Genomic DNA, 25,261 nt, shown 5'->3' on the forward strand with positions numbered 1-25,261 from the left:
GGTCGAGCTGAGCCACCGGGCTCAGGCGACGTCGCTGGCCTGGCTGTCGGCGAAGGGCTCCGCGGCGCGCGCCGGGCGGGGGTGCGGGACCAGCAGGGCCGCCACACGGTCGCGGCCCTGCCGCTTGGCCTCGTACATCGCCGCGTCGGCCCGGTCGATCAGCCGCCACAGGCCGTCGCGGGGGTCCTCTCCGTCCACCGGCCGGGTCAGCGCGACGCCGATCGAGGCGGTCACCCCGTGCCCGGCGTCGGTGCGGCAGGCGGAGACCGCGGCGCGCAGCCGCTCGGCCAGGTGGCGGGCCTCGGCGCCGTCGCTGACCATGCCGAGCACGACCAGCTCCTCCCCGCCGGTGCGGGCGAGGACGTCGGCCGGCCGGACGCTCGCCGACAGGGCAGCGGCCACGGCGCGCAGCACGGCGTCGCCGGCGGCGTGGCCGTGGGCGTCGTTGAGCCGCTTGAAGTGGTCGAGGTCGAGCACCATCGCCGTCACCCGTGTGCCGTCGCGGCGGGCCTGCCGCCACACCCGCGGCGCCTGCTCCTCCAGGTAGCGGCGGTTGTAGAGGCCGGTCAGCGGGTCCCGGACCGTGAGGGCCTCCGTCGCCTCGAGCAGCCGCTGGACCCGCCGGCGCAGGACGAACAGCCCGACGGCGGCGGCGTCGAGCATCCCGGCGTTGACGGCGACCTGGACGGCCAGGCCCGTGGCGTGGGGGTAGCTGGTCCACATCGCCACGAGGACGGCCAGCGGGGTCACGGCGAGGTTGACCGCCAGCTGCCAGCGGCCGAGGAACCAGGCGGCGACGAACGCCGGGAACAGCAGCATCAGGGGCGTGGCGTAGCGGACGGCGTCCTGCACGCACAGCGCCACCACGACGTAGATCAGGTCCCCGAGCAGCACCAGCGCGAAGGTCTGCGCGCGGGTGGCCCGCCGACGAGCGGCCAGCGCGATCGCCGTCGCCATGCAGAACAGCATCGTGCCGCCGTAGACCCACTCCTGGACGCCGTCGTGGATCATGCCGTCGACGAAGAGGTTCACCGAGCCCATGACGCCGCCGAGGAACAGCAGCACGGCCAGCGTCAGCGCGGCGACCCGGTGCTCCGGTCCCCGGCTCAGGGCGGCCAGCCCGGACCCGTGATCCGCGTCCACCACCTGGCCCCCGTGCATCACCGGAGAGGATGCCGTACTTCTCGCGATCTGCGGGGATTCCGCTGCGCGATCACCCGGGTGGGGGTCGCCCGGAGGCGGGGTGCGGGGCGGCGTCCTCACCGGCTGCCACCGGTGGGCGGCGGTGCCAGGGTGTCCGACATGTCCCATCCCGATCCGTCGCTGATCGACGTCCGGACCTTCGCCGACCACCCGCTCGTCGCCAACGGGGCCACCAGCTCGCTGCGCATGGTCGCCACCGGCGGGGTCACGAAGGGCCGGTACGGCCTGGTGGAGTACCGGGTCGCGCCGCGCTCCGCCGGCGCCCCGCCGCACTACCACCAGACGTTCTCCGAGTCGTTCTACGTGCTCACCGGCGAGCTGACCGTGTACGCCGACGGGTCGTGGCAGCCCTACCGGCCGGGGGACTTCGCGCTGGTGCACGAGACCGGCGTGCACGGCTTCCGCAACGACGGGGACGAGGAGACGTCGTTCCTCATCCTGTTCGCGCCCGGCATCGCGCGGGAGAACTTCTTCGCCGAGGTGGCGGAGCTGCGCAACAGCGGCCGCAGTCCGGCGGACCTGACCCCCGAGGAGCGGACGGCGTTCTACGCCCGGCACGACCAGGTGAACGTGGACCTCTGATGGCGGACCGGCGTCCGCGTGGTTGTCTGAGCAGCGTCGACGCGAGAAGGAGACGACTGATGGCCGAGCAGGGTCCCTGGTTCTTCTGCCTCAAGCACCACACCGTCGAGCCGCGGGACGGCTGCGCCGAGCGCCACCGGCTGGGCCCGTACGCGACGCGGGAGGAGGCCGAGCACGCGCTGCAGTCGGTCGCCGAGCGCGAGGAGCGCCTGACCGCCGAGGACCGCCGGTGGGAGGGCGACTGACCCACCCGGCATGATGCGGCCCGGGACGCCGCGGCGGCGCCCCGGGAAGGGGAGACGTGACGAGCGGACGCGCGGTCGAGGAACTCGTCATCGGGGTGCTGGGCGGCACCGGTCCGCAGGGCCGCGGGCTGGCGGTGCGGCTGGCCGCGGCCGGGCAGCGGATCCTGCTCGGCTCGCGGGACGCCGGCCGGTGCACCGAGATCGCCGCGCAGGTCGCCGAGCGGGCGGCCACCTTCGCGGGCGCGGACGTCTCCGTGCAGGGCGGCGTCAACGCCGACGTGGCCGGCGCGGCGGACCTGGTGATCATCGCCGTCCCCTTCGGCGGGCACGCCGACACGGTGCGCGACCTGGCCGCGCCGCTGGCCGGCAAGGTGGTCGTGGACTGCGTGGTGCCGATGGGCTTCGACGAGCTGGGCGCCTACGTCATCGACGTGGCGGAGGGCAGCGTCGCCCAGCAGGCCGCGGCACTGCTGCCCGATTCCACGGTGGTGGGGGCTTTCCACCACCTGTCGGCGGTGCTGCTGGAGGACCTGTCCAAGCCGACCCTGGACGGCGACGTGATGGTGGTCGGCGACGACCGGGCGGCCACCGACCTGGTGCAGGCGCTGGCCGGGCGGCTGCCGGGGATGCGCGGCATCTACGCCGGGCGGCTGCGCAACGCCCGCCAGGTCGAGGCGCTCACGATCAACCTGGTGTCGGTCAACCGCCGCTACAAGGCGCACGCGGGCGTCCGCATCACCGACGTCTGAACCGCGCTACGCCGAGGCGGTCTCGGGGACGACGCCGAGCTGCTGCAGCAGTGACATCGCGTCGTAGTACTCCCGCTCCCGGAGGACCTTGCCGTCCCTGGTCTCGATGACGTTGCAGACGAACACCTCGACGGACCGGCCGGTGGCCGGGATGCCCTCCAGCTCCGCCTGGTGGGTGCCCCGCGCCGTCATCTCGATCACCGACACGTCGTCCCCGCAGGCGTACCGGCCGCGGACCTCGAACGTCAGGTCGGGGAACGCGGTCAGGAATACCTGCGCCACCGCCACCCCGGCCTCGGGCCCGGGCAGCACCTTCCCGTCGCCGGCCATGTAGGTGTAGTCGGCGTGCAGCGCCCCCCGCAGCGCGTCGTAGTCGCGCTGGGTGACGGCGTCGAGCATCTGCTGGTGCAGGGTGCTGGCCTCGGTCATGACGGATCCCCTCCAGGGCCGGCCCGCGGGTCGGGCCGGATGCGCACAGTGCGCCGCGGGACGGACCGGCGGATCAGCCGGTGGGAAGGTGACCTCGACGCGGGTCCGGCGGTGCCAGACTGACGCCGTGCTCCTGGCGGCCGCGGACGCGGTGGCGGTGCTGCACGGCGCCGCCGTCCTGTTCATGCTGTGCGGGGCGCTGCTCGCCCTGCGCTGGCGCCGGCTGGCGTACGTGCACGCACCGGTCGCGCTGGCGATCCTGGCGGTCAACCTGGCCGGCGCCGCGTGCCCGCTGACCAGACTCGAACTCGCGCTGCGCGCCGATGCGGGGGCACCGGCCTACTCCGGCGGCTTCCTCGGCCACTACCTGTTCGCGCCGCTCGGCCTCGACGTGCACGACCCGGTCGTGCAGGCCGGCATGTACACGGTCGCCCTCGGCCTGAACGCCGTCGGTTACCTCCTGCTCACGACCCGCGCGGTGCACACCCGGCAGGCGGGGTGAGACGCAGCGCCGGTCAGAGCCACCCGGCCGGCGGGACGACCCGCGCCGGCCGGGCGACATCACCAGTGCGGCGCCGGGGCGGCCGGTGGATCAGTGCCCCGCCCGGCTCGCCACCACCTCGGCCAGGACCGGCACCAGCTCGGCCGGGTGCGGCATGGCCGCCATCTCCGCGGCCACCTCGCGGGCGGCCGCGGTCAGATTCCGGTCGGTGACCAGGCGTTCCAGCAGCGCGGGGGAGAGGTCGGCCAGGTCCGCGGCCAGGCCCGCGCCACGGGCGGCGACGAGGTCGGCGTTGACCCGGCGGTCGCCGGCGCCGCGGACGACGAGCTGCGGCACCCCGGCGGCCAGCGCGGTGAGCACGGTGCCCGCGCCGCCGTGGTGGACGATGCCGGCGGCGGCGGGCAGCACGGTGGGGAAGGGCAGCCAGTCCGTCATCGCGACGTTCGGCGGCAGCTCGCGCTCGGCGACCCAGCGGTCCGGCCGGACCAGGACGACGTCGAGGTCGGTGCCGGCCGCCGCCTCGGCGACCGTGGTCATCAGTCGGTCCCGGCGCGGATCGGCGACGGTGCTGCGGCTGACCAGCACCCGCGGCCGGTCGCCGGGGCGGGCGAGGTCCTCGGGGAACGGCCGCTCGCCGGTGGCGGGCACGTACCGCATCGGCCGGCCCCGGCGTCCGCCGACCAGGCTGGACGGCGCGGTGGTGAGGACCTCGGCCGGCGGCGGGAAGCCGTCGGCGCCGCGGGGCGGGGCGTAGCAGGCGACGGTCGCGGCCAGCAGTTCCTCCGCGTCGAACAGCGAGGCGTCGACGAGCACCGAGGGGATCCGCTGCCGGGCGGCGGCCTCGGCGGCGGCCACCGCCAGCGGCTCGTGCAGCACGAGGTCGGGGGAGAACCGCCCGGCCAGCTCGACGACGCCGTCCACCATCCGCTCACCGACCGCCGCGAACAGCAGCCCGACGACGCGGGTCCCGCCCCGGCCGGCCATCTCCTCCCGCGCCAGCCGCGGATGCCGCGACATGAGGCGCAGGAACAGCGGCCGCATCCGCAGGTCGGGGGCGACGTCGTCCGTCGGCACCGCGCCGGCGCAGGCCGCCAGGCCGTCACCGCTGGTGCCGACCACCACCTCGTGCCCGGCGTCGCGCAGAGCGGTCGCGATCGGGAGCAGCGGGAGCACGTGCCCGGTCAGCGGCGAGGCGACGACGAGGACCCGCATGAGGCCCGACCCTGGCCGTCCTCAGGGTGCGGCACAAGCCGGTCCGGCGTCCTACTCGAACGAGTGCTCCGGGCCCGGGAAGGTGCCGTTGCGGACGTCGTCGGCGTACTCGCGGGCCGCCCGCAGCAGCTCGCCGCGGAGGTCGGCGTACTGCTTCACGAACCGCGGCACGCGGCCGCCGGTCAGCCCGGCCATGTCGGGCCACACCAGCACCTGGGCGTCGCAGTCGACCCCGGCGCCGATCCCGATCGTGGGGATCGACAGCTCCTTGGTCACCTGGGTGGCCAGCTCGGCGGGCACCATCTCCAGGACGACGGCGAACGCGCCGGCCTCCTGCACCGCGTGCGCGTCGGCCAGCAACTGGTCGGCGCCGGCGCCGCGGCCCTGCACCCGGAAGCCGCCGAGGGCGTGCTCGCTCTGTGGCGTGAACCCGATGTGCGCCATCACCGGGATGCCGTTCTCGGTGAGCGCCCGGATCTGCGCGGCCACGCGGACGCCGCCCTCGAGCTTGACCGCCTGCGCGCCGCCCTCCTTCATCAGCCGCATGGCGTTGGCCAGCGCCTGAGCCGGCCCGGCCTCGTAGGTGCCGAACGGCATGTCCCCGACCACCAGCACCCGCTTGGTGGAGCGGGTGACCGCCTTGGTCATCAGCAGGATGTCGTCGAGGGTCACCGGCACCGTGCTCGTGTAGCCGAGGACGACGTTGCCCGCGGAGTCGCCGACGAGCAGCACCGGGATGCCGGCCTCCTCGAAGACCGCGGCGCTGTTGGTGTCGTAGGCGGTGAGCATCGCCCACTTCTCGCCGCGCTCCTTGGCCTGCTGCAGGTGGTGCACGCGCACGCGGGCGGAGGACTGCCCGCCGTAGAGGACGCTCTCGGTCATGAGTGCGATGCCGCTCCTTCGCGGACGCTGGGCAGGCTCTCCCGCCAGCGGTTGGTGATGGGCAGGCGCCGATCCCGGCCGAACGCCTTCATCGAGATCTTCGTTCCCGGTGCCGACTGCCGGCGCTTGAACTCGGCGATGTCCACCAACCGGAGGACCCGCGCCACCACCTCCGGGTCGTGCCCGCGCTCGAGCAGCTCGGCCATGCCGAGGTCGTGGTCGACGTAGTCGCCGATGACGGCGTCGAGCTCGTCGTAGGAGGGCAGCGAGTCGCTGTCCTTCTGCCCGGGCGCCAGCTCGGCCGACGGCGGCTTGTCGATCGAGTTCTGCGGGATCGGCTCGGTCTCCCCGTGCTTCCTGGCGTAGGCGTTGCGCCAGCGGGCCAGCTCCCAGACCAGGGTCTTCGGCAGGTCCTTGATCGGGGCGAACCCGCCCGCCGCGTCGCCGTAGAGGGTGGAGTAGCCGACGGCCGCCTCGCTCTTGTTGCTGGTGGCCAGCAGCAGGTGCCCGTGCTGGTTGGACAGGCCCATGAGCAGCGTGCCGCGCACGCGCGCCTGCAGGTTCTCCGCCGCCACCCCGGTGAGCTCGATCTGCTTCTCGAAGCCCTCCACGATCGGCGCGATCGGCACGACCGAGTAGTGCAGCCCGAGCCGGGTGGCGAGGTCCTCGGCGTCGGCGAGGGAGTGCTCGCTCGACCACTTCGACGGCAGCCCGACGCCGTACACCCGGTCGGCGCCGAGCCCGTCGACGGCGATCGCGGCGACCAGCGCCGAGTCGATGCCACCGGAGAGCCCGAGGATCACCGAGGGCATGCCGTTCTTGTCGATGAAGTCCTTCAGCCCCAGCACCAGGGCCCGCCAGACCTCCTCGCAGTCCTCCAGCGGGTTCGCGATCGAGCACGGCTGCGCCTCGAACGGCTCGACCGGCTCCTCGGAGACCACGTGCCGGACCACCGTCATCGGCCCGATCCGGCCCTCCCGCCGCTCGGCCACGGCCGCCCGGTCCAGCGTCAGGTCCACGCACATGAGGTGCTCCACGAACTGCGGCGCCCGGGCCAGCAGCTCGCCGTCGCCCAGCACGACCATCGAGTCGCCGTCGAAGACCAGCTCGTCCTGGCCGCCGACCTGGTTGCAGTAGACGACCGGCGCGTGCGCCTCGGTGGCGCGGCGGCGCACGAGCGGCAGCCGCGCGTCGTCCTTGGCCCGCTCGTACGGCGAGGCGTTGGGGGAGACGACCAGGTCGACGCCGGCCTGGCCGGCGACGCCGCACGGGCCGCCCTCGACCCAGAGGTCCTCGCAGATGGTCAGCGCGACGTCGACGCCGTGCAGCCGCACCACGTGCAGCTCGTTGCCGGGCACGAAGTAGCGCGCCTCGTCGAAGACGCCGTAGTTGGGCAGGTGCCGCTTGTAGTAGCGGGCCACGACCTCCCCGCCGCACAGCAGCGCGGCGGCGTTGCGGGGGGCGCCGCGGCGGGGGTTGGCGTCGCCGGGGCGGTCGTCCTCGTCGGTGGGCGGGCTGTCGACCGGCGCCGGGCCCACGCCCTCGGTGTGCGCCAGGTACCCGACGACGACGGCGGTGCCGCCCAGCCCCTGCCGGTCGAGGTCGCCGGCGAGCCGGACCAGCGCGTCCTCGCTGGCCCGCGCGAAGGACTCGCGGAGCACGAGGTCCTCGGGCGGATAGCCGGTGAGCGTCATCTCGGGGAACACGACGAGGTGCGCGCCCGCGTCCCGTGCCTTCGCCGTCCACCGGGTCACCAGCTCCGCGTTGCCCGACAGATCACCGACGCGGGTGTCGACCTGGGCCAGGGCCACCCGCAGCTGCACCGGCTGCTGTTCGTCCACGCCTCCATCCTCGTCCCGCCGCAGGTGGGGCGGCCACGTGGGGGCGGGGTTCAGGCGCTGGGCACCGATCGACGGGTGTGGCCGACGACGGCAGGCGTCCACACGACGTCAGCGGCCTCCGGACGAGGGCGAGCAGGCTGATGAAAGCGGCACGTGAACTCGGGGCCGCTACTTGACCCGCTCCAATGTCTCGATCCGAGAACGCAGGAACTCCACCTGGGCACGGAGTTCCTTCGCAGCTCCTAGCAAGGCCGCGATCAAGCCGTTGTAGTCGACCGCCTTGTACCCGATGTCGCCGTACTCCTGGACGAGTTCAGGAAATACCGCCTCCACCTCCTGCGCGATGACTCCAATGCCCGGCCGACCCGACCTTCCGCCGGTCACCTCGGGCGCATCGACCCAGTCGAAGGCAACGCCCCGAATGTTCTCCAGCCTGTCCAGCATGCCGCTGAGCGGCCGGATGTTGGTCTTCGCGCGCACGTCCGACGGGGCACCGGGTCCGGCGAACGGGACCGTCGAACGCACCTCGACCGAGGTGACCCGAAGCCTTTCCGCGCTACCGTTGTTCGTGTCGACGCGGATTCGCAGCCCGTCTTGAGGGTCCGTCGATCGCACGTCGATGAAGCCGGCCGGGATGTTTCCGTTGACGTTTCCGCCGAACAACCGAAGTCCGGTCTCGCCGGCGTCCGTGCGCCCGCCGAAGTAGAGATTGCCGTCGTTCCCGCTTTGCGCATCGGGCAGTTGGACGTTGCCGGCCCCCATCGTCAGCCGCTGACCGGGCGCGTCCGTTCCTATTCCGACATTGCCATCCGCCCTGATTCGCAGTCTCTCCGTGCCACCGTTGGTCGTGTCGACGCGGATTCGCAACCCGTCTCGGGGGTCCGTCGATCGAACGTCGATGAAGCCGGCCGGGATGTTTCCGTTGACGTTTCCGCCGAACAACCGAAGTCCGGTCTCGCCGGCGTCCGTGCGCCCGCCGAAGTAGAGATTGCCGTCGTTCCCGCTTTGCGCATCGGGCAGTTGGACATTACCGGCCCCCAGCGTCACCTGCTGCGTGGGGTTTGTCGTCGCAATGCCGACCCGACCCCTTGCCGCCGGGGAGGAAGCCGTGATTCGCAGAACTTCTTCGAGATTGCCGGGAGTGTTGTCCGTGTTCGTCCTGATGACGAGTGGCGCATTGTTCCGCGTGCCCAGGAAGTTGTTGTTCCCATTGATGTTCTGATTGCCATTGGTTTCCCAGGACATGTCGCCTTCACTCCTCTGGAGGGGACGCGTCGGGCTCGGCGCTTCCTTGCTCGTGCCGGCAGGGCAGGACGTGAAGCATCATCGTCACACCGCGCCGTCAATGTGCCGTCACGTCGGCGTCACCTGCGTTCCATTCGAACGGCGGTGAAGGGTCCGAATCCTGGCCGTGTCGCGCTCCCAGTAGGGGTGAACGAATTCAGCGGAAGCGTCGGCTGACCAGCGTGCCGCAGGAGCGCACACGAGGCGGCGTCCTGAACGGGGGTCGGCGGCTGTGCCCCGACAGATCACCGACGCGGGTCTCGACCTGGGCGGGGCCACGTGCTGCGCGGGTTTCAGGCGCGCGGCACCGCGAAGTCGTGCAGCGTCGCCGTGCCCGGCGCGATGGCCGCGAACGCAGTGGTGAGGGCGAACACCGCGAGGGCGGCGGCCGGGAAGCCGTCGCCGAGGTCGCCGCGGCCGTCGTCGAGGACGCCCGCGAGCTCGCCGATCGACGGGTTGTGGCCGACGAGGGCGAGGGTCCGCACGTCCTCGGGGGTCTCGCGGAGGACGGCGAGCAGCGCGTCGACGGTGTTGTCGTAGATGCGCTCGTCGCTGATCGGCTCGGGGGCCGAGGGCAGCTCGCCGCCCGCGCGCTCCCAGGTCTGCGCCGCGCGGAGGGCGGGGGACACCACCACCCGGTCGGGCGTCAGCCGCGCGCCGGCCAGCCAGGCCCCGATCGCCGCGGCGTTCTGCGCGCCCTGCCGCGTCAGCGGCCGCTCCGCGTCGGCGCCGCCCTGGGCGGCCTGGGCGTGGCGGATCAGCAGCAGCCGGCGCGGTTCCACCGGCCGAGTCTGGCACCGGAGTCGGCCACGGCCACCCACTTTGGGGATCGGCGGGACATCGGCCTGGGGGAGGAACCCCGGGCCTCCCCGCCACGATCATCGTTCCCGAGCGGACCGGCACCGGCCGGACCGGCTGCACCCCGGGGGTTGCTGTGCTCTTTCGTCTTCGCCGTGCCGCCGTGGCTGCTCTGGCAGCCATCGTCGCCGTCCTGGTCCTCGGGGTCGGGGTGGCATCGGCGCACGTCAGCGTCGGCTCGAACGACGCTGCCGCCGGCGGGTTCGGCGAGCTGACCTTCCGCGTCCCGACCGAGAGCGACACCGCCTCGACGACGTCCCTGCGCGTGCAGCTGCCCACCGACACGCCGCTTGCCTTCGTGAGCGTCAAGCCGGTGCCCGGCTGGACCGCCGCCGTCGAGAAGACGCCGGTCGACCCGCCGGTCACCGACGACGACGGCAACCAGGTCACCGAGGCGGTCAGCCAGGTCACCTGGACCGCCGACCCGGGGGCCGGCATCGAGCCGGGCGAGTACCAGTCCTTCTCGATCAGCGCCGGCCCGCTGCCCGACGCCGAGAGCCTCACCCTCCCCGCCATCCAGGGCTACGACGACGGCACCGAGGTCGCCTGGGTCGAGCCGAGCGTCGAAGGCCAGGCCGAGCCGGAGCACCCCGCGCCGACCCTGTCGCTGGCCGCGGCCGCTGACGACGCCGCCCCCGCGGCCACCACGCCTGCGACCGGCACCGAGGACGACGGCAACGGCCTGGCCGTGACCGCCCTGGTCCTCGGCGTCGTCGGGCTGCTGGCCGGCATCGCCGGTGTGGCCCTGGCGCTCGGCGCCCGCCGGCGCAGCGCGCCGGTCGCCTCCGCCGCGGTCGAGCCGCAGCGGGACACCGCCGGGGTCTGAACCGCCGGACCGGGCTCAGTGGCCGTTCGGCGACGGCGGCGCGAGCTCGGGGGCCGGACGGGCAGCGGGCACCTCCGGGGTCGATGACGGCTCCGGAGGTGTCGCCCGTTCCAGGAAGCGCAGCAGCTCCACCGGGAAGGGCAGGACGACGGTCGAGTTCTTCTCCGCGGCGACCTCGACCATCGTCTGCAGCAGCCGCAGCTGCAGCGCCGCGGGCTGCTCGCTCATGACCCTGGCCGCCTGGGACAGCTTCTCCGAGGCCTGCAGCTCGCCCTCGGCGGTGATCACCCGCGACCGGCGCTCGCGCTCGGCCTCGGCCTGCCGCGACATCGACCGCTTCATCGACTCGGGCAGGGCGACGTCCTTGATGTCGACGCGGTCGATGTGGATGCCCCAGTCGACGGCCGGGTTGTCGAGCATCAGCTCCAGGCCCTGGTTGAGCCGCTCGCGGTTGGACAGCAGGTCGTCCAGCTCGCTCTTGCCGATGATCGACCGCAGCGACGCCTGCGCCACCTGCGCGATCGCGGCCTGGTAGTTCTGCACGCCCACGACCACCCGCACCGGGTCGTAGACCTTGTAGTAGACGACCGCGTCGACCTTGACGGTGACGTTGTCGCGGGTGATGCCCTCCTGGGCGGGCACCGGCATGGTCACCACCTGCATGTTCACCTTGTGCATGCGGTCGGCGGCCGGGGCGATGAAGGTCAGCCCGGGGCCGCGGGGCTCACCGCGCAGGCGGCCGAAACGCAGGACCACGCCCTGCTCGAACTGGTTGACGACGCGGACGCTCAGCCCGGCCAGCACCGCCACGCCGAGGAGCACGACCACGAGCACTGCGAGAACGGCGTCCATCTCGCCCTCCGCCACCGGCGCCGCGGCGGACGCGCAGGTCGCGCCCGTGCCGCGGCGCCCCGTGATGGCGCCCACATGCTAAGCCGGAACTGGTGCGTCCGGCTGCCAGGCGGCGATCACCTTCGTGCGCAGCGACGCGCCGAGCCGGCGGACGTCGGCGGTCACGACGCGCTCACGGTGAACGGGGCGGTGATGACCCGGCCGTCGGCCAGCCGGAACTGCGCCCACAGGCGGTACACGCCGGGGGTGTCGAAATCGGCGTGCACGTCGAGCTCGGGGCCGAAGCGGGTGCCCGGGACGGCGAACACCGGCCGGCCGTCGGGGTCGGTGACCTCGGCGTGCTCGTGGGCGAAGGTCTCGCCGTCCGCCCGCATGACCACGATGTGCCCGGCCGCGGCCAGGTAGGGCTGCAGGTCGTCGATCGGCCGGCCGGTCGCCGCGTCGGTGAGCACGAACTCCAGGTCGCTGGGCGTGCCGACCTCGGCGTCCCCGCGCAGCTGCACGCGGACGCCGTCCACGACGACGCTGCGCGGGCCGGGGGAGGCGACCTCGGCCGCCGGCGCCGTGCCGCGCACGGTCACCACCTGCCGCTGGTGCAGGTCGGCCATCTCGCCCCGCAGCCGGAACTCGGTGTTGACCACGTACTCGCCGGCGGTCGGGAAGACCAGGTCGACGGCCAGCTCGCCGGGGTTCCCGGTGGGCCGGGGGTGCTCGTGGGCGAACGTCGCCAGGTCCGCGCGGGTGGCGATGAGGTGCATCCAGGCCTGGTGGCTGCGGGTGAGGTCCTCGACGGGCCGGCCGGCCTCGTCGACGACGGTCGCGGTGATCCGCGCCGGCCGCCCGGGGCGCACGTCGGCCGGGACGCCGAGCCGGACGGACAGCCCCGCCTCGGCCGCCTCGCCGGCCTCGACCTCGGCAGTCATCATCTCGCTCATCGCGGGCCGCATCGGCATGCCGGTCGACTCGGTCCAGGCCAGCAGGCCGTTCATGCCGCGGGTGGCCGCCTCGGTCCGCGAGGCCCAGGTGAACCCGGCGCCGAGGGCCAGCGCGACGACGGCGACCGTCGCGAGATAGGCCGCGGAGGACAGCCGCGTCCGCAGCGGCGGGGACGCGATCTCCGCGGGGGAGGCCGGCCGGCGGAACCGGCGCAGCCGCAGCGCGTTGGTGACCACGCTGACCGAGCTCATCGCCATCGCGGCCGAGGCCAGCACGGGGTCGAGCAGCAGCCCGTCCCACCAGTACAGGGCGCCGGCCGCGACCGGGATGAGCAGCACGTTGTACCCGAAGGCCCACACCAGGCCCTGCCGGATCGTGGCGACGGTGCGCCGCGACAGCGCGATCGCCGACACGATGCCGCGCAGGTCGCCGCCGATCAGCGTCACGTCGGACGCCGCGATCGCCACGTCGGCGCCGGTGCCGATGGCGATGCCGAGGTCGGCCCGGGCGAGCGCCGGGGCGTCGTTGATGCCGTCGCCGACCATCGCGACGACGTGGCCGTCGGCCTGCAGCCGGGCGACCGCGGCGTCCTTCTGCGCGGGCAGCACGTCGGCGATCACGTTCGCGATGCCCACCTGGGCGGCCACCGACCGGGCGGTCGCCTCGTTGTCGCCGGTGAGCATCCAGACCTCGAGGCCGAGCGCCTGCAGCTGCGCGACGGCGTCCACCGACTCGGGCCGGACGGGGTCGGCCACGGTCACCACCGCGACGGCCTCGCCGTCGACGGCGACGAACATCGGCGTCCGCCCGGCCGCGGCGGCCGCCCGCGCGGCGTCGTCCAGCCCGCCCAGGTCGCTCCCCCGCAGGAGGGCCCGGTTGCCGACGCGCACCCGCCGGCCGGCGACGACGGCGTCCACGCCGCGGCCGGGCACGGCCTCGAAGGAGTCCGCGACCGGCAGCGGCAGGCCGCGCTCGCGGACCGCCGCGACGATCGCCTCGCCCAGCGGGTGCTCGCTGCCGGTCTCGGCGGCGCCGGCCAGGGTCAGCACCTCGGCCTCGGTCCAGCCGGGCCGGACGGCGACGTCGACGACGGCGGGCCGGCCGCGGGTGATCGTGCCGGTCTTGTCGAGGACGACGGCGGTCAGCCGCCGGGCCTGCTCGAGCGCCTCGCCGTTGCCGATGAGGACGCCGAGCTCCGCGGCGCGGCCGGTGCCGACCATGACCGCCGTCGGCGTGGCCAGCCCCAGCGCGCACGGGCAGGCGATGATCAGGACGGCGACCGTCGTGGTGATCGCCATCGTGAGCCGGCCGGGCTCGGGCCCGAACAGCGCCCACACCGCGAAGGTGGCGGCGGCCAGCAGCAGCACCGTCGGCACGAACACCGCCGCGACCCGGTCGACCAGCCGCTGCATCGGCGCCTTGGCGCCCTGTGCGTCCTCGACCAGCCGGACGATCTGGGCCAGCGCGGTGTCGGCGCCGACGGCGGTGGCGCGCAGCACCACCGAGCCGGTGCGGTTGAGCGTCGCGCCGATGACGGGATCGCCGACGCTCTTCTCGACCGGCAGGCTCTCGCCGGTCAGCATGCTCTCGTCGACCGCGGTGCGGCCGGCGGTGACCACGCCGTCCACCGGCACCTTCTCGCCCGGCCGGACGCGCACCAGGTCACCGGCGACGACCTGCTCGACCGGCACGTCGACCTCGACGTCGCCGCGCAGGACGCGGGCGGTCTTCGGGGCCAGGCCGACCAGCGCGGTGATCGCCGCGGCGGTCCGCTTCTTCGCCTTCGCCTCCAGCCAGCGGCCCATGAGCACCAGCGCGATGACGATCAGCGACGTCTCGAAGTAGACGTGCAGCGGCAGGCCCCAGCTCTCGGCCTGCCCCGGCCAGAGGGTCACGAAGGCGCTGTAGCCGTAGGCGACGCCGGTGCCGAGGGCGACGAGGGTGTTCATGGTCGTGCTGCGGTGCCGGGCGGCGGCCCAGGCGGCGCGGTAGACGTCCCGGCCGGCCCAGAACTGCACGACGGTGGCGACGACGAGGATCGCCGGCATCAGCCAGTCCATCGTGTCCAGGTAGAGCGGGACGTACATGACCGCCATGAGCCCGAGGCCGGTCGCCAGCGCGACCTGCCAGCGGCGCTTCAGGGCGGTCAGCCCGTCGTCCTCCGGCTCCGTGTCGTGCGCGGCGGGCTCGGGGTCGGGACGGCGCAGCGTCGCGCTGTAGCCGGCCCTGGCGACCGCCGCGGACAGGTCGGCGGGGCCGGTCAGCCCGGCGTCGTACTCCACGGTCGCCGTCTCGGTGGCCAGGTTGACCGCGGCCTCGCGGACGCCGTCGACCCGGCGCAGCGCCTTCTCGACCCGGCCGACGCAGGACGCGCAGGTCATGCCGCCGACGGTGAACGTGTCGCACACGGTGGGTGCGGTGGTGGTGGTCATGGCCGGCGTCCTCAGCAGTGCGCGTACTCGGCCGGGCGCAGCGCCATGGCCAGCGCCATCGCGAACAGCATCCCGACGTGGCCCCAGAGCAGCAGCGCGCCCGAGGTGATCAGGCCGAGCGCCAGGGGGAGGAACAGGACGACGAACGGCAGGTACATCGCGATGCCCATCTCGGCGATCGGCCGCGGGCCGTGGCCGCGGAACCACATCCAGGCCGACATCGCGACCGTCATGTTGGTCGCCATGATCAGCGCGCCGGTGTAGTCGTTGTGCATCAGCCACGACGCGCCGAGGGCGTCGAGCAGGAACGACCAGGCGGGGTGCAGGGCCACCATGCCGACGGCCATCGCCAGGACCATCTCGAGGTAGTGCAGGACGAACTTCTTCGTGCTGAGGCGGTGCGCGTGCAGCGTGCTCATCGGGGGTCTCCAGGGGTGGCGGCGGGTCAGGGGAGGAGGACGTAGCCGGCCTCGTCGACGGCGGCGGCGATGTCGGCGCGGTCGACCGGGCGCTCGGCGGAGACGGTGACCGTGCCGGTGGGCACGTCCACGACCACGCCGGTGACGCCGTCGACGCGGCCGATCTCCTCGGTGACCGCGCGCCGGCAGTGGTCGCAGGTCATGCCGGTGACCTGGAAGGTGGTCGTGCCGACGAAGGCGCGGGGGGTGTTGGTGAGCATCGGGATCGGAACTCCTGGATCGGGGTGATCGGACGGACCGAGACTCGGTCCCGCGGCACCCTGCTGGCGCCGGGGAAATCGCCAGGTTCATCACCGGGATGTGGCCGGGGTGGCCGCCGCCGCGCCGGGAGGTCGCCGCCGTCCCGGCCGATCCCGTGCCGCAACTACGCTTCGGACCCGTGTTGCTGGGCCGCGAGACCGAACGGGCCGCGGTCGCCGACCTGATCGAGCGGACGCGGGCCGGCCGCGGCGGCGCGCTGGTGCTGCGCGGGCAGCCCGGCGTGGGCAAGTCCGCCCTGCTGGCCGACGCCGTCGCCGACGGGCTCACCGTCCTCCGGACCCAGGGGATCGAGTCGGAGTTCCCGCTCCCGTTCGCCGCGCTGCAGCGGCTGCTGCGCCCGGTCATGTCCTGCGCCGACCGGCTGCCGGCGCGGCAGACCCGGGCGCTGCGCGCCGTCTTCGGGGAGGTCGAGGGCGGCGCCGACGACCGGTTCCTCGTCTACCTCGCGGTGCTGAGCCTGCTGGCGGAGGCGGGGGAGCGGCAGCCGGTGCTCGCCGTCGTCGACGACGCGCACTGGCTCGACGAGGCCTCCGCCGGGGCGCTGCTGTTCGTGGCCCGCCGGCTGGAGCTGGAGCACGTCGGCGTGCTGTTCGCCGCCCGCACCGGCGACGTCCGGACCTTCGACGCGGGGGACCTCCCGGCGGTCGACGTCGGGGGCATCGACCCGGACGCGGCCCGCGCGCTGCTCAGCGACCGCGCCGGTGTGCCGGTGCCGCCGGCGGTCAGCGAGACGCTGCTGGCCAGCACCGGCGGCAACCCGCTGGCGCTGGTCGAGCTGACCCGCGCGCTGGGCGCCGACCAGCTGGCCGGGACGGCGGCGCTGCCCGAGCGGCTGCCGCTGACCGAGGGCGTCGAGCGGGCGTTCCTCGACCGCTGCCGGCGCCTGCCCGAGGACGCGCAGACCGTGCTGCTGGCCGCCGCGGCGGACGACTCGGGCCGGGTGGCCACCGTCCGGGGCGCCGTCGCCGAGCTGGGCGTGGGGGAGGACGGGCTGGAGGCGGCCGAGCGCTCCGGGCTGGTCAGCTTCCGGGGCGGGACGGCGGAGCTCTGGCACCCGCTGGTCCGCTCCGCCGTCTACGGCGCCGCGACCGGCACGCAGCGGCGACGGGTGCACCGCGCCCTCGCCACGGCGATGACCACCACCGCCGACGACGCGGACCGCCGGGCCTGGCACCTGGCGGCCTCGGTCGCGGAGCCCGACGAGGCGGTGGTCGCGGAGCTCGACCGCGCGGCCGAGCGGGCCCACCACCGGGGCGGTCACGAGTCGGCGTCGGCCGCGGCCGAGCGGGCCGCCGAGCTGTCGGCGGGCCGGGAGGCCCGGGCGCAGCGGTTCTACACGGCGGCGCGCTGCGCCTGGCTGGCCGCCCAGCCGGCCCGGGCGCGGGCACTGGCCGACGCCGCGGCCGCGCAGGCGGAGGAGCCGGAGCTGCTGGCCGACGTCCGGCGGCTGCGGGCGCGGATCGAGTGGAACACCGGATCGCTGGACCTGGGACACCGGCTGGTGCTGGAGGCCGCGGCCGAGGTCGCGTCGGCCGACGAGCAGCGCGCCCGGGAGATGGCCATGTTCGCCTCGGCGCTGGCCGCGTTCGGGGCGCGGTCGGGCACCGGGATCGACCCGACGTCCCTCGTGCCGGTGCCGCCGCCGGACGCGCCGATGCGGGAGCGCTGCTTCGACGACCTGCTGCGCGGCCTGGCCGCGGTGGCCGCGGGCGACTGGCCGTCGGCCGCGGCGCACCTGCACCGAGCGCTGGTGCTGGCCGAACAGCTCGCCGACGACGACCAGGACCTGCTGCCCAACCTCGGCATCGCCGCCGTGCACATCGGGGACGACGGCGCGGCGTTCCGCTTCGACGACCGGCTGCTGGCGCGGGCCCGCGGGACCGGCGCGCTGGTGATGGTGCTGTACGCGCTGACCCGGCGGGCGCTCCCGCAGCTGGCGACCGGCCGGTGGACCGCGGCGGTGTCCGGCGCGACCGAGGCGCTGCCGCTGGCCGAGAGCACCGGCCAGCGCGGGCTCACCGGGTTGCCGCTGGCCGTGCTCGCGCTGGTGGCGGCGTGGCGGGGGGACGCCGCGGCGGCCGACGCGCACCTGGCCGCCCTGGACGAGGTCATCGCGCGCCATCCGCTCGGGATCCTGGCCGGCACGGTCCCCGACCTGGCGCGCTGGGCCCGGGCCGTGCGCGCCGGCGCGGGGACGGCGGCCTCGCTGCGGTACCTGCAGCAGCTGGAGCACCCGATCGTGCGGCGCTGGGCCGGCCTCGACCGGATCGAGGCCGCCGTCCACGCCGGCCGGCCGGACCTTGCCGACGAGTGGCTCGCCGACCTCGCCGGGTTCGCCGAGGCCACCGGCTCGGCGTGGGCGACGGCGCTGGCCGAGCACGGGCGCGCGGTGCGCGCCGACGGCGCGGCGGCCGAGGCGCACTTCGTACGGGCGCTGGAGGCGCACGCGCGGTCGATGCGGGTGCCGGCGCGGGCCCGCACCCAGCTGGCGTACGGCGAGTTCCTGCGCCGCTCCCGCCGCCGCGTCGACGCCCGCAGCCACCTGCGCGCCGCGCTGGAGACCTTCGAGGACCTCGGGGCCGAGCCGTGGGCCGAGCGCGCCCGGCAGGAGCTGCGCGCCTCGGGTGAGACCGCCCGCCGCCGGGACGACGCCGCCCTGCCCGCGCTCACCGCGCAGGAGCAGCAGGTCGCCGCGCTGGTCCGCCAGGGCCTGACCAACCGCGACATCGCCGCGCGGCTGTTCCTCAGCCCCCGCACGGTCGACTTCCACCTGCGCAACGTGTTCAGCAAGCTCGGGGTGAGCAGCCGCACCGAGCTCGCCGCGCTGCCCCTCGACTGACCCAGGCACCCCAAGCCCGGTGATTTCGCCGGTCCGAGGAACAGGCGCGGTTCCTAGCGTCCCGGCATGACCTCGAACCTCGACCAGCCGCTCGACGTCCTCGTGATCGGCGCCGGCCAGGCCGGTCTCGCCCTCGCCTGGCACCTGGAGCGCGCCGGCACCCGGTCCCTCGTCGTCGACGCGGGCGACCGGATCGGGCACGTGTGGCGCTCCCGCTGGGACTCCCTGCGGCTGTTCACCGCCGCCGAGTACGACGGACTGCCCGGCATGGCCTTCCCGGCACCGGCCGGCACCTACCCGACCAAGGACGAGGTCGCCGACCACCTCGCCGCCTACGCCGAGGCGTTCGACCTGCCGGTGCGCCTGGGCACCCGGGTCACCCGGCTGTCCCGGGCCGCCGGCGGCTTCCGCGCCGAGACGACGACCGGGCCGATCGCCACGCGGCAGGTCGTCGTCGCCACCGGGCCGTTCCAGACGCCGCACGTGCCGGCGCTCGGCCTCGGCGCGGAGGTGCCGCAGCTGCACAGCGCGGGCTACCGGCGTCCGGACGACGTCCCCGCCGGGTCGGTGCTGGTCGTCGGCGCGGGCAACTCGGGGCTGCAGATCGCCGAGGAGCTGGCCGGCGCGGGTCGCGCGGTCACCGTCGCCGTCGGCACCCGGCCGAAGACGGTGCCGCAGCGGCCGCTGGGCCGGGACCTGTTCTGGTGGCTCACCGCGCTCGGCCTCGTCGGGGTCCGCGCCGACTCGCGCCTGGGGCGGCGGTTCCGCGCGCGCGAGCTCGTCGTCGGGACGACGTGGCGCCGGGTGCGGTCCCTCGGGATCGGGCTGCGGCCTCGGGCGGTGGCGGCCGACGGCCGGACCGTGCGGTTCGCCGACGGCTCCGCGCTCGACGTCGGCGCCGTGGTGTGGGCGACCGGCTACCGGCCCGACCACTCGTGGCTCGACGTCCCCGGGGCGCTGGCCGACGGGCAGGTGGTGCACGAGCGCGGGATCAGCCCGGTGCCCGGGCTGGCCTTCCTCGGCCTGCCGTGGCAGTGGACCCGCGGCTCGGCGCTGCTCGGTTTCGTCCGCGAGGACGCCGCCTGGCTCGCCGAGCGGCTGTCCGCCGGGGACCGGGCCGTCGCATACTCCCCGGCGTGAGCCGGATCCGCCTCGCCCGGATCTACGACCGGGAGGCCCTGCCGCCCGGACGGCGGTTCCTCGTCGACCGCCTCTGGCCCCGGGGGCTGCGCCGCGACGAGGTGCCGCTCGACAGCTGGCTCCGCGACGCGGCGCCCAGCGACGGGCTGCGGCGCTGGTTCGGTCACGACGTCGCGCGGTGGCCGGAGTTCCGACAGCGGTACCTCGCCGAGCTCACCGACGCCCCGGGCGCCGTCCGCCCCCTGCTGGACGCGGCCGAGGCCGGCGACGTCGTCCTGCTGTACGCGGCCCGCGACGCCGAGCACAACAACGCGGTGGTGCTGCGCGAGCACCTGCTGGGGAGACTGGACGGCGGCAGGGCAGGCTGAGGGCCGGCAGACGGCGTCGTCACAAAGAGGAAACGAGCGGACTGGATCATGGCGAGCATGGACCGACAGCAGGAGTTCGTCCTGCGCACCCTCGAGGAACGCGACATCCGCTTCGTGCGGCTGTGGTTCACCGACGTCTCCGGTTACCTGAAGGCGGTGGCCGTCGCGCCCGCCGAGATCGAGGCGGCCTTCGCCGAGGGCATCGGCTTCGACGGGTCGGCGATCGAGGGCTTCGCGCGGATCTACGAGTCCGACATGCTCGCCAAGCCCGACCCCGGCACGTTCCAGGTGATGCCCGCGCGCGAGGGCCGGCCGAGCGACACCGCGCGGATGTTCTGCGACATCACCCTGCCCGACGGGTCACCGGCCTGGGCCGACCCGCGGCACGTGCTGCGGCGGACGCTGGCCAAGGCCGCCGACATGGGCTTCACCTTCTACACCCACCCCGAGGTCGAGTTCTTCCTGCTCAGGGACCTGCCCACCGACGGCAGCTGCCCCGAGCCGGCCGACACCGGCGGCTACTTCGACCTGTCCACGCACAACGTCGCCCACGACTTCCGCCGCGAGGCGGTCTTCGCGCTGGAGGCGATGGGCATCTCGGTGGAGTTCAGCCACCACGAGGTCTCGCCGGGGCAGCAGGAGATCGACCTGCGCTACGCCGACGCGCTGTCGATGGCGGACAACATCATGACGCTGCGGCACGTCGTCCGTGAGGTGGCGCTGGCCCAGGGCGTGCACGCGACGTTCATGCCCAAGCCGTTCACCGACCTGGCCGGCTCGGCGATGCACACCCACCTGTCGCTGTTCGAGGGCGACCGCAACGCCTTCCACGACGCGTCGGACCCGATCCGGCTGTCGACGACGGGCAAGCAGTTCATCGCCGGCCTGCTCACCCACGCCCGCGAGTTCACCGCGATCACCAACCAGACGGTCAACTCCTACCGGCGGCTGCTCGCCGGCACCGAGGCCCCGACCGCGGTGACCTGGGGCCGGGCGAACCGCTCGGCGATGGTGCGGGTGCCGTCGTACAAGCCGTCGAAGGCCAACTCGGCGCGGGTCGAGGTGCGCTCGCCCGACTCGGCGTGCAACCCGTACCTGACCTTCGCCGTCCTGCTGGCCGCCGGGCTGCGCGGGATCGAGAAGGGCTACGAGCTGCCGCCGGAGGCCGAGGACGACGTCTGGTCGCTCACCGACACCGAGCGCCGCGCCGCCGGCTACGAGGACCTGCCGGTCTCCCTCGGCGAGGCGCTGACCGCGATGGAGAGCAGCGAGCTGGTCGCCGAGACCCTGGGCGAGCACGTCTTCGACTTCTTCCTGCGCAACAAGAAGGAGGAGTTCGCCTCCTACCGGAAGAACGTCACGCCCTTCGAGCTGCAGCGCTACCTCCCCGGCCTGTAGCCGCGCTTTATCGCGACAGAGCACGCGCGCTTCATCGCGATAAAGCGCGGCCACGGGGGCCGGCGCGGCGGCCATTACGCTCGACGGCGTGTCAGCCAGCACCGCCCGCCTGCTCGTCGTCGTCCCCAGCCGCACCGATCCGCCGGCCCGCCTCGGCGAGTGGCTGCGCGCGGCGGGTCTCGAGCTCGACGAGCGGTACGTGCAGGCCGAGGACGGCGGCGACGAGCTGCCGGCCACCCTCGACGGCTACGACGGCCTGCTGGTGCTCGGCGGCCCGCAGTCGGCGCTGGACCCGGCGGAGGTCAGCCCCGAGCTGGTCGGCGTCCGCGCGCTGCTGCGGCAGGCGATCGCGGACGACGTCCCGACGCTGGCGGTCTGCCTCGGGGCGCAGCTGCTGGCCGAGGTCGGCGAGGGACGGGTCCGCAGGGGCGTCGACGGGCCCGAGGTCGGGGCGCTGCTGGTGGCCAAGCGCGACGTCGCCGACACCGACCCGCTCTGCCGGCCGCTGCCGATGACCCCGGACGTGATCCAGTTCCACCACGACGAGATCTCGCAGCTGCCGCCCGGCGCCACCCTGCTGGCCAGCAGCCCGATGTACGCCCACCAGGCGTTCCGCGTGGGCCGGCACGTCTACGGGATCCAGTTCCACATCGAGACGACGCCGGAGATCGTCGAGGAGTGGGCCGAGCGGGACGTCGTCGGCGTCGCCGCCAGCCCATGGGACCGGGAGACGATCTGCGCCCGCTCCGCCGCCGCGCACCCCGACATCGCGGAGGTCTGGGCGCCCTTCGCGGGCCGGTTCGCCGAGCTGGTCCGCACCGCCTCGCGACAGGCCGCCTGACGGTGGCGGGCCCCGGCGCGGCCGAGGTGCCGCGCCCGGCCGTCGTCCGGCTGGTCCGGTTCGGCTTCGAGGACGGCGAGCGCGCCGCGCGCTACCTCTCCGACCCCTCGCTGGGCCTGTGGGACCTCGAGCGCAACGAGCCGGCCGACCCGGAGGCCGGTCCGGTCGTCTCAGCGCTGGCCCGCGCCGGCGACCCCGACCTGGCGATCCGCTCGCTGCACCGGCTGGTGGAGTCCCTCGACCGCGAGGACCCCGGCGGCGGCTCGGCCGCCGCGCTGCTCGCCCGCCTGCGCGGCTCGGCGCCGCTGCGCAGCCGGCTGCTCTCGCTGCTCGGCGCCAGCGCCGGCCTGGCCGACCACCTCGCGGCCAACCCCGGTGACTGGACCGTCCTGGACGCCGACGACCGCGGCGCCGTCCGGCCGACCGCGCACGCCCTCGAGCGGCAGATGCTGGTCGCTGTCGGCGCCGACCCCGACGACCCGCCGTGGGGCGTGCGCATCGGCAAGGCCGCGCCGGACGCCGCCCCCGACCGGGTCACCGGGCTGCGGCTGGCCTACCGGCGGGCGCTGGTCTCCCTCGCCGGCCGCGACCTGGGCGAGAACCTGTCGGCCGAGGACGTCGCCGGCGAGCTGGCCGACATCGCCGCCGCGGTCCTCAACGCCGCGCTGGCGATCGCGGTGGCCGAGCAGCCGGCCGACGCCGCCGCCTGCCGGCTGGCCGTCATCGGCCTGGGCAAGTGCGGCGGCCGCGAGCTGAACTACGTCAGCGACGTCGACGTCGTCTTCGTGGCCGAGCCGGTCGACCCGACCGACCCCGAGGCGCCGGCGGTGCAGAGCGCGACCCGCGTCGCCGCCGCGCTCATGCGGATCTGCCGCGAGGCCGCGTGGGAGGTCGACGCCGCGCTGCGCCCCGAGGGCAAGGCCGGGGCGCTGGTGCGCACCGTCACCGGCCATCGGAGCTACTACGAGCAGTGGGCCAGCACCTGGGAGTTCCAGGCGCTGCTGAAGATGCGGCCGGTCGCCGGCGACCCCGACCTCGGCCGGGCCTACGTCGAGGCGCTGTGGCCGCTGGTGTGGAAGGCCGGCGACCGGCCCGGCTTCGTCGGCGAGGTGCAGGCCATGCGCCGCCGCGTCGAGGACAACATCCCGCCGGCCCACGCCGAGCGCGAGCTCAAGCTCGGCCGCGGTGGGCTGCGCGACGTCGAGTTCGCCGTCCAGCTGCTGCAGTTGGTGCACGGCCGCGTCGACCAGAGCCTGCGGGTGGGCGGCACCCTGCCCGCGCTGATGGCGCTGCGCGCCGGCGGCTACGTCGGCCGGGACGACGCCGACACCCTCATCGCCTCCTACCGGTTCCTGCGCACCGTCGAGCACCGGCTGCAGCTGCTGCGGATGCGGCGCACCCACCTGCTGCCCACCGACGAGCAGCAGCTGCGCTGGCTGGCCCGCTCGCTGGGTTACAAGCCCGACAACCGCGGCGGCGCCGTCGACGTGCTGCGGGCCGAGCTCGGGCTGCACAACCGCGAGGTCCGCCGGCTGCACGAGAAGCTCTTCTACCGCCCGCTGCTCACCGCGGTCGCCCGCGTGCCCGGCGAGCAGCTGCAGCTCGGGTCCCAGGCCGCGGGGGATTGGCTGCGGGCGCTCGGCTTCGCCGACCCCGAGGGGGCGCTGCGGCACATGGCGGCGCTCACCGGCGGCGTCTCCCGCTCGGCGTCGATGCAGAAGTACCTGCTGCCGGTGCTGCTGCAGACCTTCGCCTCCTCCGCCGACCCCGACGCCGGCCTGCTCGCCTACCGCAAGGTCAGCGAGGCGCTCGGCGGCAACCAGTGGTTCCTGCGGCTGCTGCGCGACGAGGGCCAGGTGGCCGAGCGGCTGGCCATGCTGCTCGGCTCCAGCCAGTACGTGGCCAGCCTGCTGACCCGCACGCCGGAGGCGCTCAAGCTGCTCGCCGACGACGCCGAGCTCGAGCCGCGCGGCGCGGCCGCCCTCGCGGGGGCGTGGCGGTCCGCGGCCGGGCGGGCGCCGGACGCGCAGGCCGGCATCCGCGTGCTGCGCGGGCTGCGCCGCCAGGAGCTGCTCCGGGTCGCCTGCGCCGACCTGCTGGGGCGGCTGGACGTCGTCCGGGTCGGGCAGGCGCTGACCGACATCGCCGTCGCCACGCTCCAGGCCGGGCTGGACGTCGCGCTCCGGGCGCACGCGCAGGAGACCGGCATCGACGTCGCCGACGTCCCGATGGACCTCGCCGTCATCGGCATGGGCCGGCTCGGCGGCGGCGAGATGGGCTACGGCTCCGACGCCGACGTGCTGTTCGTGCACCGGGCCCGGGAGGGGGCGGACGACGGCAAGGCGGCCGCGGCCGCCAACGCCGTCGCCCACACGCTGCGCCGGCTGCTCGGCGAGCCCGCGCCCGATCCCGCGTTCGAGGTGGACGCCGACCTGCGCCCGGAGGGCCGCCAGGGCGCGCTGGTCCGCAGCCTGCACGCCTTCCGCGAGTACTACGAGCGGTGGGTCGACGTCTGGGAGGTGCAGGCGCTGCTGCGGGCCGCCCCCGTCGCGGGCGACGAGGAGCTCGGCGCGGCGTTCGTCGCGATGATCGACCCGATCCGGTACCCGGACGGCGGCCTCTCCGCCGAGCAGGTCGCCGAGATCCGCCGGATCAAGGCCCGGGTCGAGCGGGAGCGGCTGCCGCGCGGCGCCGACCCCGCCACGCACACCAAGCTCGGCCGCGGCGGGCTGGCCGACGTCGAGTGGACCGTCCAGCTCCTGCAGCTGCAGCACGCGGCCGAGGACGACGCCCTGCGGGTGCCGTCGACGGTCGAGGCGCTCGCGGCCCTCGAGCGGCACGTGCGGCTGACGGGGGACCGCGCCGGTGCGCTGCGGGCCGCCTGGGAGCTGGCCAGCCGGGCGCGCAACGCGATCTTCCTGGTGCGCGGCCGGCCGAGCGACCAGCTGCCGCGGGCCGGCCTGGAGCTGGCCGGCGTGGCCCGGGCCTGCGGCTACGGGCCGGACCAGGACCCCGGCCAGTTCGTCGACGACTACCGCCGGACCACCCGGCGGGCCCGCGGGGTCGTGGACGAGGTCTTCTACGGCACGGCAGGCTGAGCGC

Annotated in this window: 22 protein-coding genes; 11 read left to right on the forward strand and 11 right to left on the reverse strand. The window is 74.9% G+C overall.

From position 1 onward, the window contains the following. Positions 1-21: 21 nt before the first annotated feature. Positions 22-1,161, reverse strand: coding sequence for a GGDEF domain-containing protein (locus tag AB3388_RS10480; RefSeq protein WP_495410706.1), 1,140 nt, complete (start codon positions 1,159-1,161; stop codon positions 22-24). A 141-nt stretch (positions 1,162-1,302) separates the two neighbouring features. Between AB3388_RS10480 and AB3388_RS10485 the strand changes: the two genes are divergently transcribed. The 3 genes from AB3388_RS10485 to npdG are packed head-to-tail and all read left to right on the forward strand — an operon-like array spanning position 1,303 to position 2,779. Continuing rightward, entirely contained in the window at positions 1,303-1,785 is a 483-nt protein-coding gene (locus AB3388_RS10485) for a cupin domain-containing protein (RefSeq protein ID WP_495410707.1), read from the forward strand. 59 nt (positions 1,786-1,844) lie between these two features. After that, positions 1,845-2,030 (forward strand): hypothetical protein, encoded by a 186-nt coding sequence (locus tag AB3388_RS10490; RefSeq protein ID WP_495410708.1) that lies wholly within the window; start codon positions 1,845-1,847, stop codon positions 2,028-2,030. Between the two features lie 56 nt (positions 2,031-2,086). Continuing rightward, a complete protein-coding gene (gene npdG, locus AB3388_RS10495) occupies positions 2,087-2,779 on the forward strand; it encodes an NADPH-dependent F420 reductase (protein ID WP_495410709.1) in 693 nt (230 codons plus the stop codon). Positions 2,780-2,785: 6 nt separating this feature from the next. On the opposite strand, the gene AB3388_RS10500 is transcribed toward npdG, so the two are convergent. After that, complete coding sequence (locus AB3388_RS10500) at positions 2,786-3,208, reverse strand: ester cyclase (protein ID WP_495410710.1); 423 nt, start codon at positions 3,206-3,208, stop codon at positions 2,786-2,788. A gap of 127 nt (positions 3,209-3,335) precedes the next feature. Here AB3388_RS10500 and AB3388_RS10505 point away from each other — a divergent pair, with 127 nt between their 5' ends. Next, on the forward strand, positions 3,336-3,710 hold the full coding sequence (locus tag AB3388_RS10505) for a DUF2784 domain-containing protein (protein ID WP_495410711.1): 375 nt from the start codon (positions 3,336-3,338) through the stop codon (positions 3,708-3,710). Positions 3,711-3,800: 90 nt separating this feature from the next. Here the strand turns inward: AB3388_RS10505 and AB3388_RS10510 are convergent, their stop codons facing one another. From AB3388_RS10510 to AB3388_RS10530, 5 genes are all read right to left on the reverse strand, one after another. Next, positions 3,801-4,922 (reverse strand): nucleotide disphospho-sugar-binding domain-containing protein, encoded by a 1,122-nt coding sequence (locus tag AB3388_RS10510; RefSeq protein ID WP_495410712.1) that lies wholly within the window; start codon positions 4,920-4,922, stop codon positions 3,801-3,803. 51 nt (positions 4,923-4,973) lie between these two features. Further along, positions 4,974-5,804, reverse strand: a complete 831-nt coding sequence (gene panB, locus AB3388_RS10515; RefSeq protein WP_495410713.1) for a 3-methyl-2-oxobutanoate hydroxymethyltransferase — start codon at positions 5,802-5,804, stop codon at positions 4,974-4,976. Next, positions 5,801-7,645, reverse strand: coding sequence for an NAD+ synthase (locus AB3388_RS10520; protein WP_495410714.1), 1,845 nt, complete (start codon positions 7,643-7,645; stop codon positions 5,801-5,803). Before AB3388_RS10520 ends, panB begins: the two co-directional genes overlap by 4 nt. 168 nt (positions 7,646-7,813) lie before the next feature. Then, complete coding sequence (locus AB3388_RS10525) at positions 7,814-8,890, reverse strand: tail fiber domain-containing protein (protein WP_495410715.1); 1,077 nt, start codon at positions 8,888-8,890, stop codon at positions 7,814-7,816. Between the two features lie 332 nt (positions 8,891-9,222). Next, positions 9,223-9,711, reverse strand: coding sequence for a SixA phosphatase family protein (locus AB3388_RS10530; RefSeq protein ID WP_495410716.1), 489 nt, complete (start codon positions 9,709-9,711; stop codon positions 9,223-9,225). A gap of 179 nt (positions 9,712-9,890) precedes the next feature. On the opposite strand from AB3388_RS10530, the gene AB3388_RS10535 reads away from it, so the two are divergent. Continuing rightward, the gene (locus AB3388_RS10535) at positions 9,891-10,613 is read left to right on the forward strand and encodes a YcnI family protein (protein ID WP_495410717.1); all 723 of its coding nucleotides are present in this window, start codon (positions 9,891-9,893) and stop codon (positions 10,611-10,613) included. A 15-nt stretch (positions 10,614-10,628) separates the two neighbouring features. Here the strand turns inward: AB3388_RS10535 and AB3388_RS10540 are convergent, their stop codons facing one another. The 4 genes from AB3388_RS10540 to AB3388_RS10555 all read right to left on the reverse strand — a co-directional run bounded on the left by AB3388_RS10540 (position 10,629) and on the right by AB3388_RS10555 (position 15,512). Next, complete coding sequence (locus AB3388_RS10540) at positions 10,629-11,465, reverse strand: slipin family protein (protein WP_495410718.1); 837 nt, start codon at positions 11,463-11,465, stop codon at positions 10,629-10,631. Between the two features lie 161 nt (positions 11,466-11,626). Next, positions 11,627-14,833, reverse strand: coding sequence for a heavy metal translocating P-type ATPase (locus AB3388_RS10545; protein WP_495410719.1), 3,207 nt, complete (start codon positions 14,831-14,833; stop codon positions 11,627-11,629). A gap of 11 nt (positions 14,834-14,844) precedes the next feature. Next, positions 14,845-15,252: a hypothetical protein gene (locus tag AB3388_RS10550; protein ID WP_495410720.1), complete on the reverse strand. Its 408-nt coding sequence runs from the start codon at positions 15,250-15,252 to the stop codon at positions 14,845-14,847. A gap of 26 nt (positions 15,253-15,278) precedes the next feature. Next, a complete protein-coding gene (locus AB3388_RS10555; protein ID WP_495410721.1) occupies positions 15,279-15,512 on the reverse strand; it encodes a heavy-metal-associated domain-containing protein in 234 nt (77 codons plus the stop codon). A 179-nt stretch (positions 15,513-15,691) separates the two neighbouring features. Between AB3388_RS10555 and AB3388_RS10560 the strand changes: the two genes are divergently transcribed. From AB3388_RS10560 to AB3388_RS10585, 6 genes are all read left to right on the forward strand, one after another. Next, entirely contained in the window at positions 15,692-18,412 is a 2,721-nt protein-coding gene (locus AB3388_RS10560; RefSeq protein ID WP_495410722.1) for a helix-turn-helix transcriptional regulator, read from the forward strand. 66 nt (positions 18,413-18,478) lie between these two features. Next, the gene (locus AB3388_RS10565) at positions 18,479-19,552 is read left to right on the forward strand and encodes a flavin-containing monooxygenase (RefSeq protein WP_495410723.1); all 1,074 of its coding nucleotides are present in this window, start codon (positions 18,479-18,481) and stop codon (positions 19,550-19,552) included. Beyond that, positions 19,549-19,920, forward strand: coding sequence for a DUF488 domain-containing protein (locus tag AB3388_RS10570; RefSeq protein ID WP_495410724.1), 372 nt, complete (start codon positions 19,549-19,551; stop codon positions 19,918-19,920). Before AB3388_RS10565 ends, AB3388_RS10570 begins: the two co-directional genes overlap by 4 nt. Positions 19,921-19,977: 57 nt before the next feature. Continuing rightward, the gene (locus AB3388_RS10575) at positions 19,978-21,318 is read left to right on the forward strand and encodes a glutamine synthetase family protein (protein WP_495410725.1); all 1,341 of its coding nucleotides are present in this window, start codon (positions 19,978-19,980) and stop codon (positions 21,316-21,318) included. An 88-nt stretch (positions 21,319-21,406) separates the two neighbouring features. Continuing rightward, complete coding sequence (locus tag AB3388_RS10580) at positions 21,407-22,159, forward strand: type 1 glutamine amidotransferase (RefSeq protein ID WP_495410726.1); 753 nt, start codon at positions 21,407-21,409, stop codon at positions 22,157-22,159. A gap of 2 nt (positions 22,160-22,161) precedes the next feature. After that, positions 22,162-25,257, forward strand: coding sequence for a bifunctional [glutamine synthetase] adenylyltransferase/[glutamine synthetase]-adenylyl-L-tyrosine phosphorylase (locus AB3388_RS10585; RefSeq protein WP_495410727.1), 3,096 nt, complete (start codon positions 22,162-22,164; stop codon positions 25,255-25,257). Positions 25,258-25,261: the final 4 nt, after the last annotated feature.

The organism is Geodermatophilus sp. SMS 5-13 (assembly GCF_059428245.1).

Bases quoted from the DNA above. Each gene is read 5' to 3' on its own strand.
- AB3388_RS10500 (WP_495410710.1), bottom strand. From the start codon at position 3,208: ATGACCGAGGCCAGCACCCTGCACCAGCAGATGCTCGACGCCGTCACC.
- AB3388_RS10540 (WP_495410718.1), bottom strand. From the start codon at position 11,465: ATGGACGCCGTTCTCGCAGTGCTCGTGGTCGTGCTCCTCGGCGTGGCG.
- AB3388_RS10550 (WP_495410720.1), bottom strand. From the start codon at position 15,252: ATGAGCACGCTGCACGCGCACCGCCTCAGCACGAAGAAGTTCGTCCTG.
- AB3388_RS10490 (WP_495410708.1), top strand. From the start codon at position 1,845: ATGGCCGAGCAGGGTCCCTGGTTCTTCTGCCTCAAGCACCACACCGTC.
- AB3388_RS10565 (WP_495410723.1), top strand. From the start codon at position 18,479: ATGACCTCGAACCTCGACCAGCCGCTCGACGTCCTCGTGATCGGCGCC.
- AB3388_RS10480 (WP_495410706.1), bottom strand. From the start codon at position 1,161: ATGCACGGGGGCCAGGTGGTGGACGCGGATCACGGGTCCGGGCTGGCC.
- AB3388_RS10555 (WP_495410721.1), bottom strand. From the start codon at position 15,512: ATGCTCACCAACACCCCCCGCGCCTTCGTCGGCACGACCACCTTCCAG.
- AB3388_RS10545 (WP_495410719.1), bottom strand. From the start codon at position 14,833: ATGACCACCACCACCGCACCCACCGTGTGCGACACGTTCACCGTCGGC.
- panB (WP_495410713.1), bottom strand. From the start codon at position 5,804: ATGACCGAGAGCGTCCTCTACGGCGGGCAGTCCTCCGCCCGCGTGCGC.
- AB3388_RS10525 (WP_495410715.1), bottom strand. From the start codon at position 8,890: ATGTCCTGGGAAACCAATGGCAATCAGAACATCAATGGGAACAACAAC.
- AB3388_RS10575 (WP_495410725.1), top strand. From the start codon at position 19,978: ATGGACCGACAGCAGGAGTTCGTCCTGCGCACCCTCGAGGAACGCGAC.
- AB3388_RS10510 (WP_495410712.1), bottom strand. From the start codon at position 4,922: ATGCGGGTCCTCGTCGTCGCCTCGCCGCTGACCGGGCACGTGCTCCCG.
- AB3388_RS10485 (WP_495410707.1), top strand. From the start codon at position 1,303: ATGTCCCATCCCGATCCGTCGCTGATCGACGTCCGGACCTTCGCCGAC.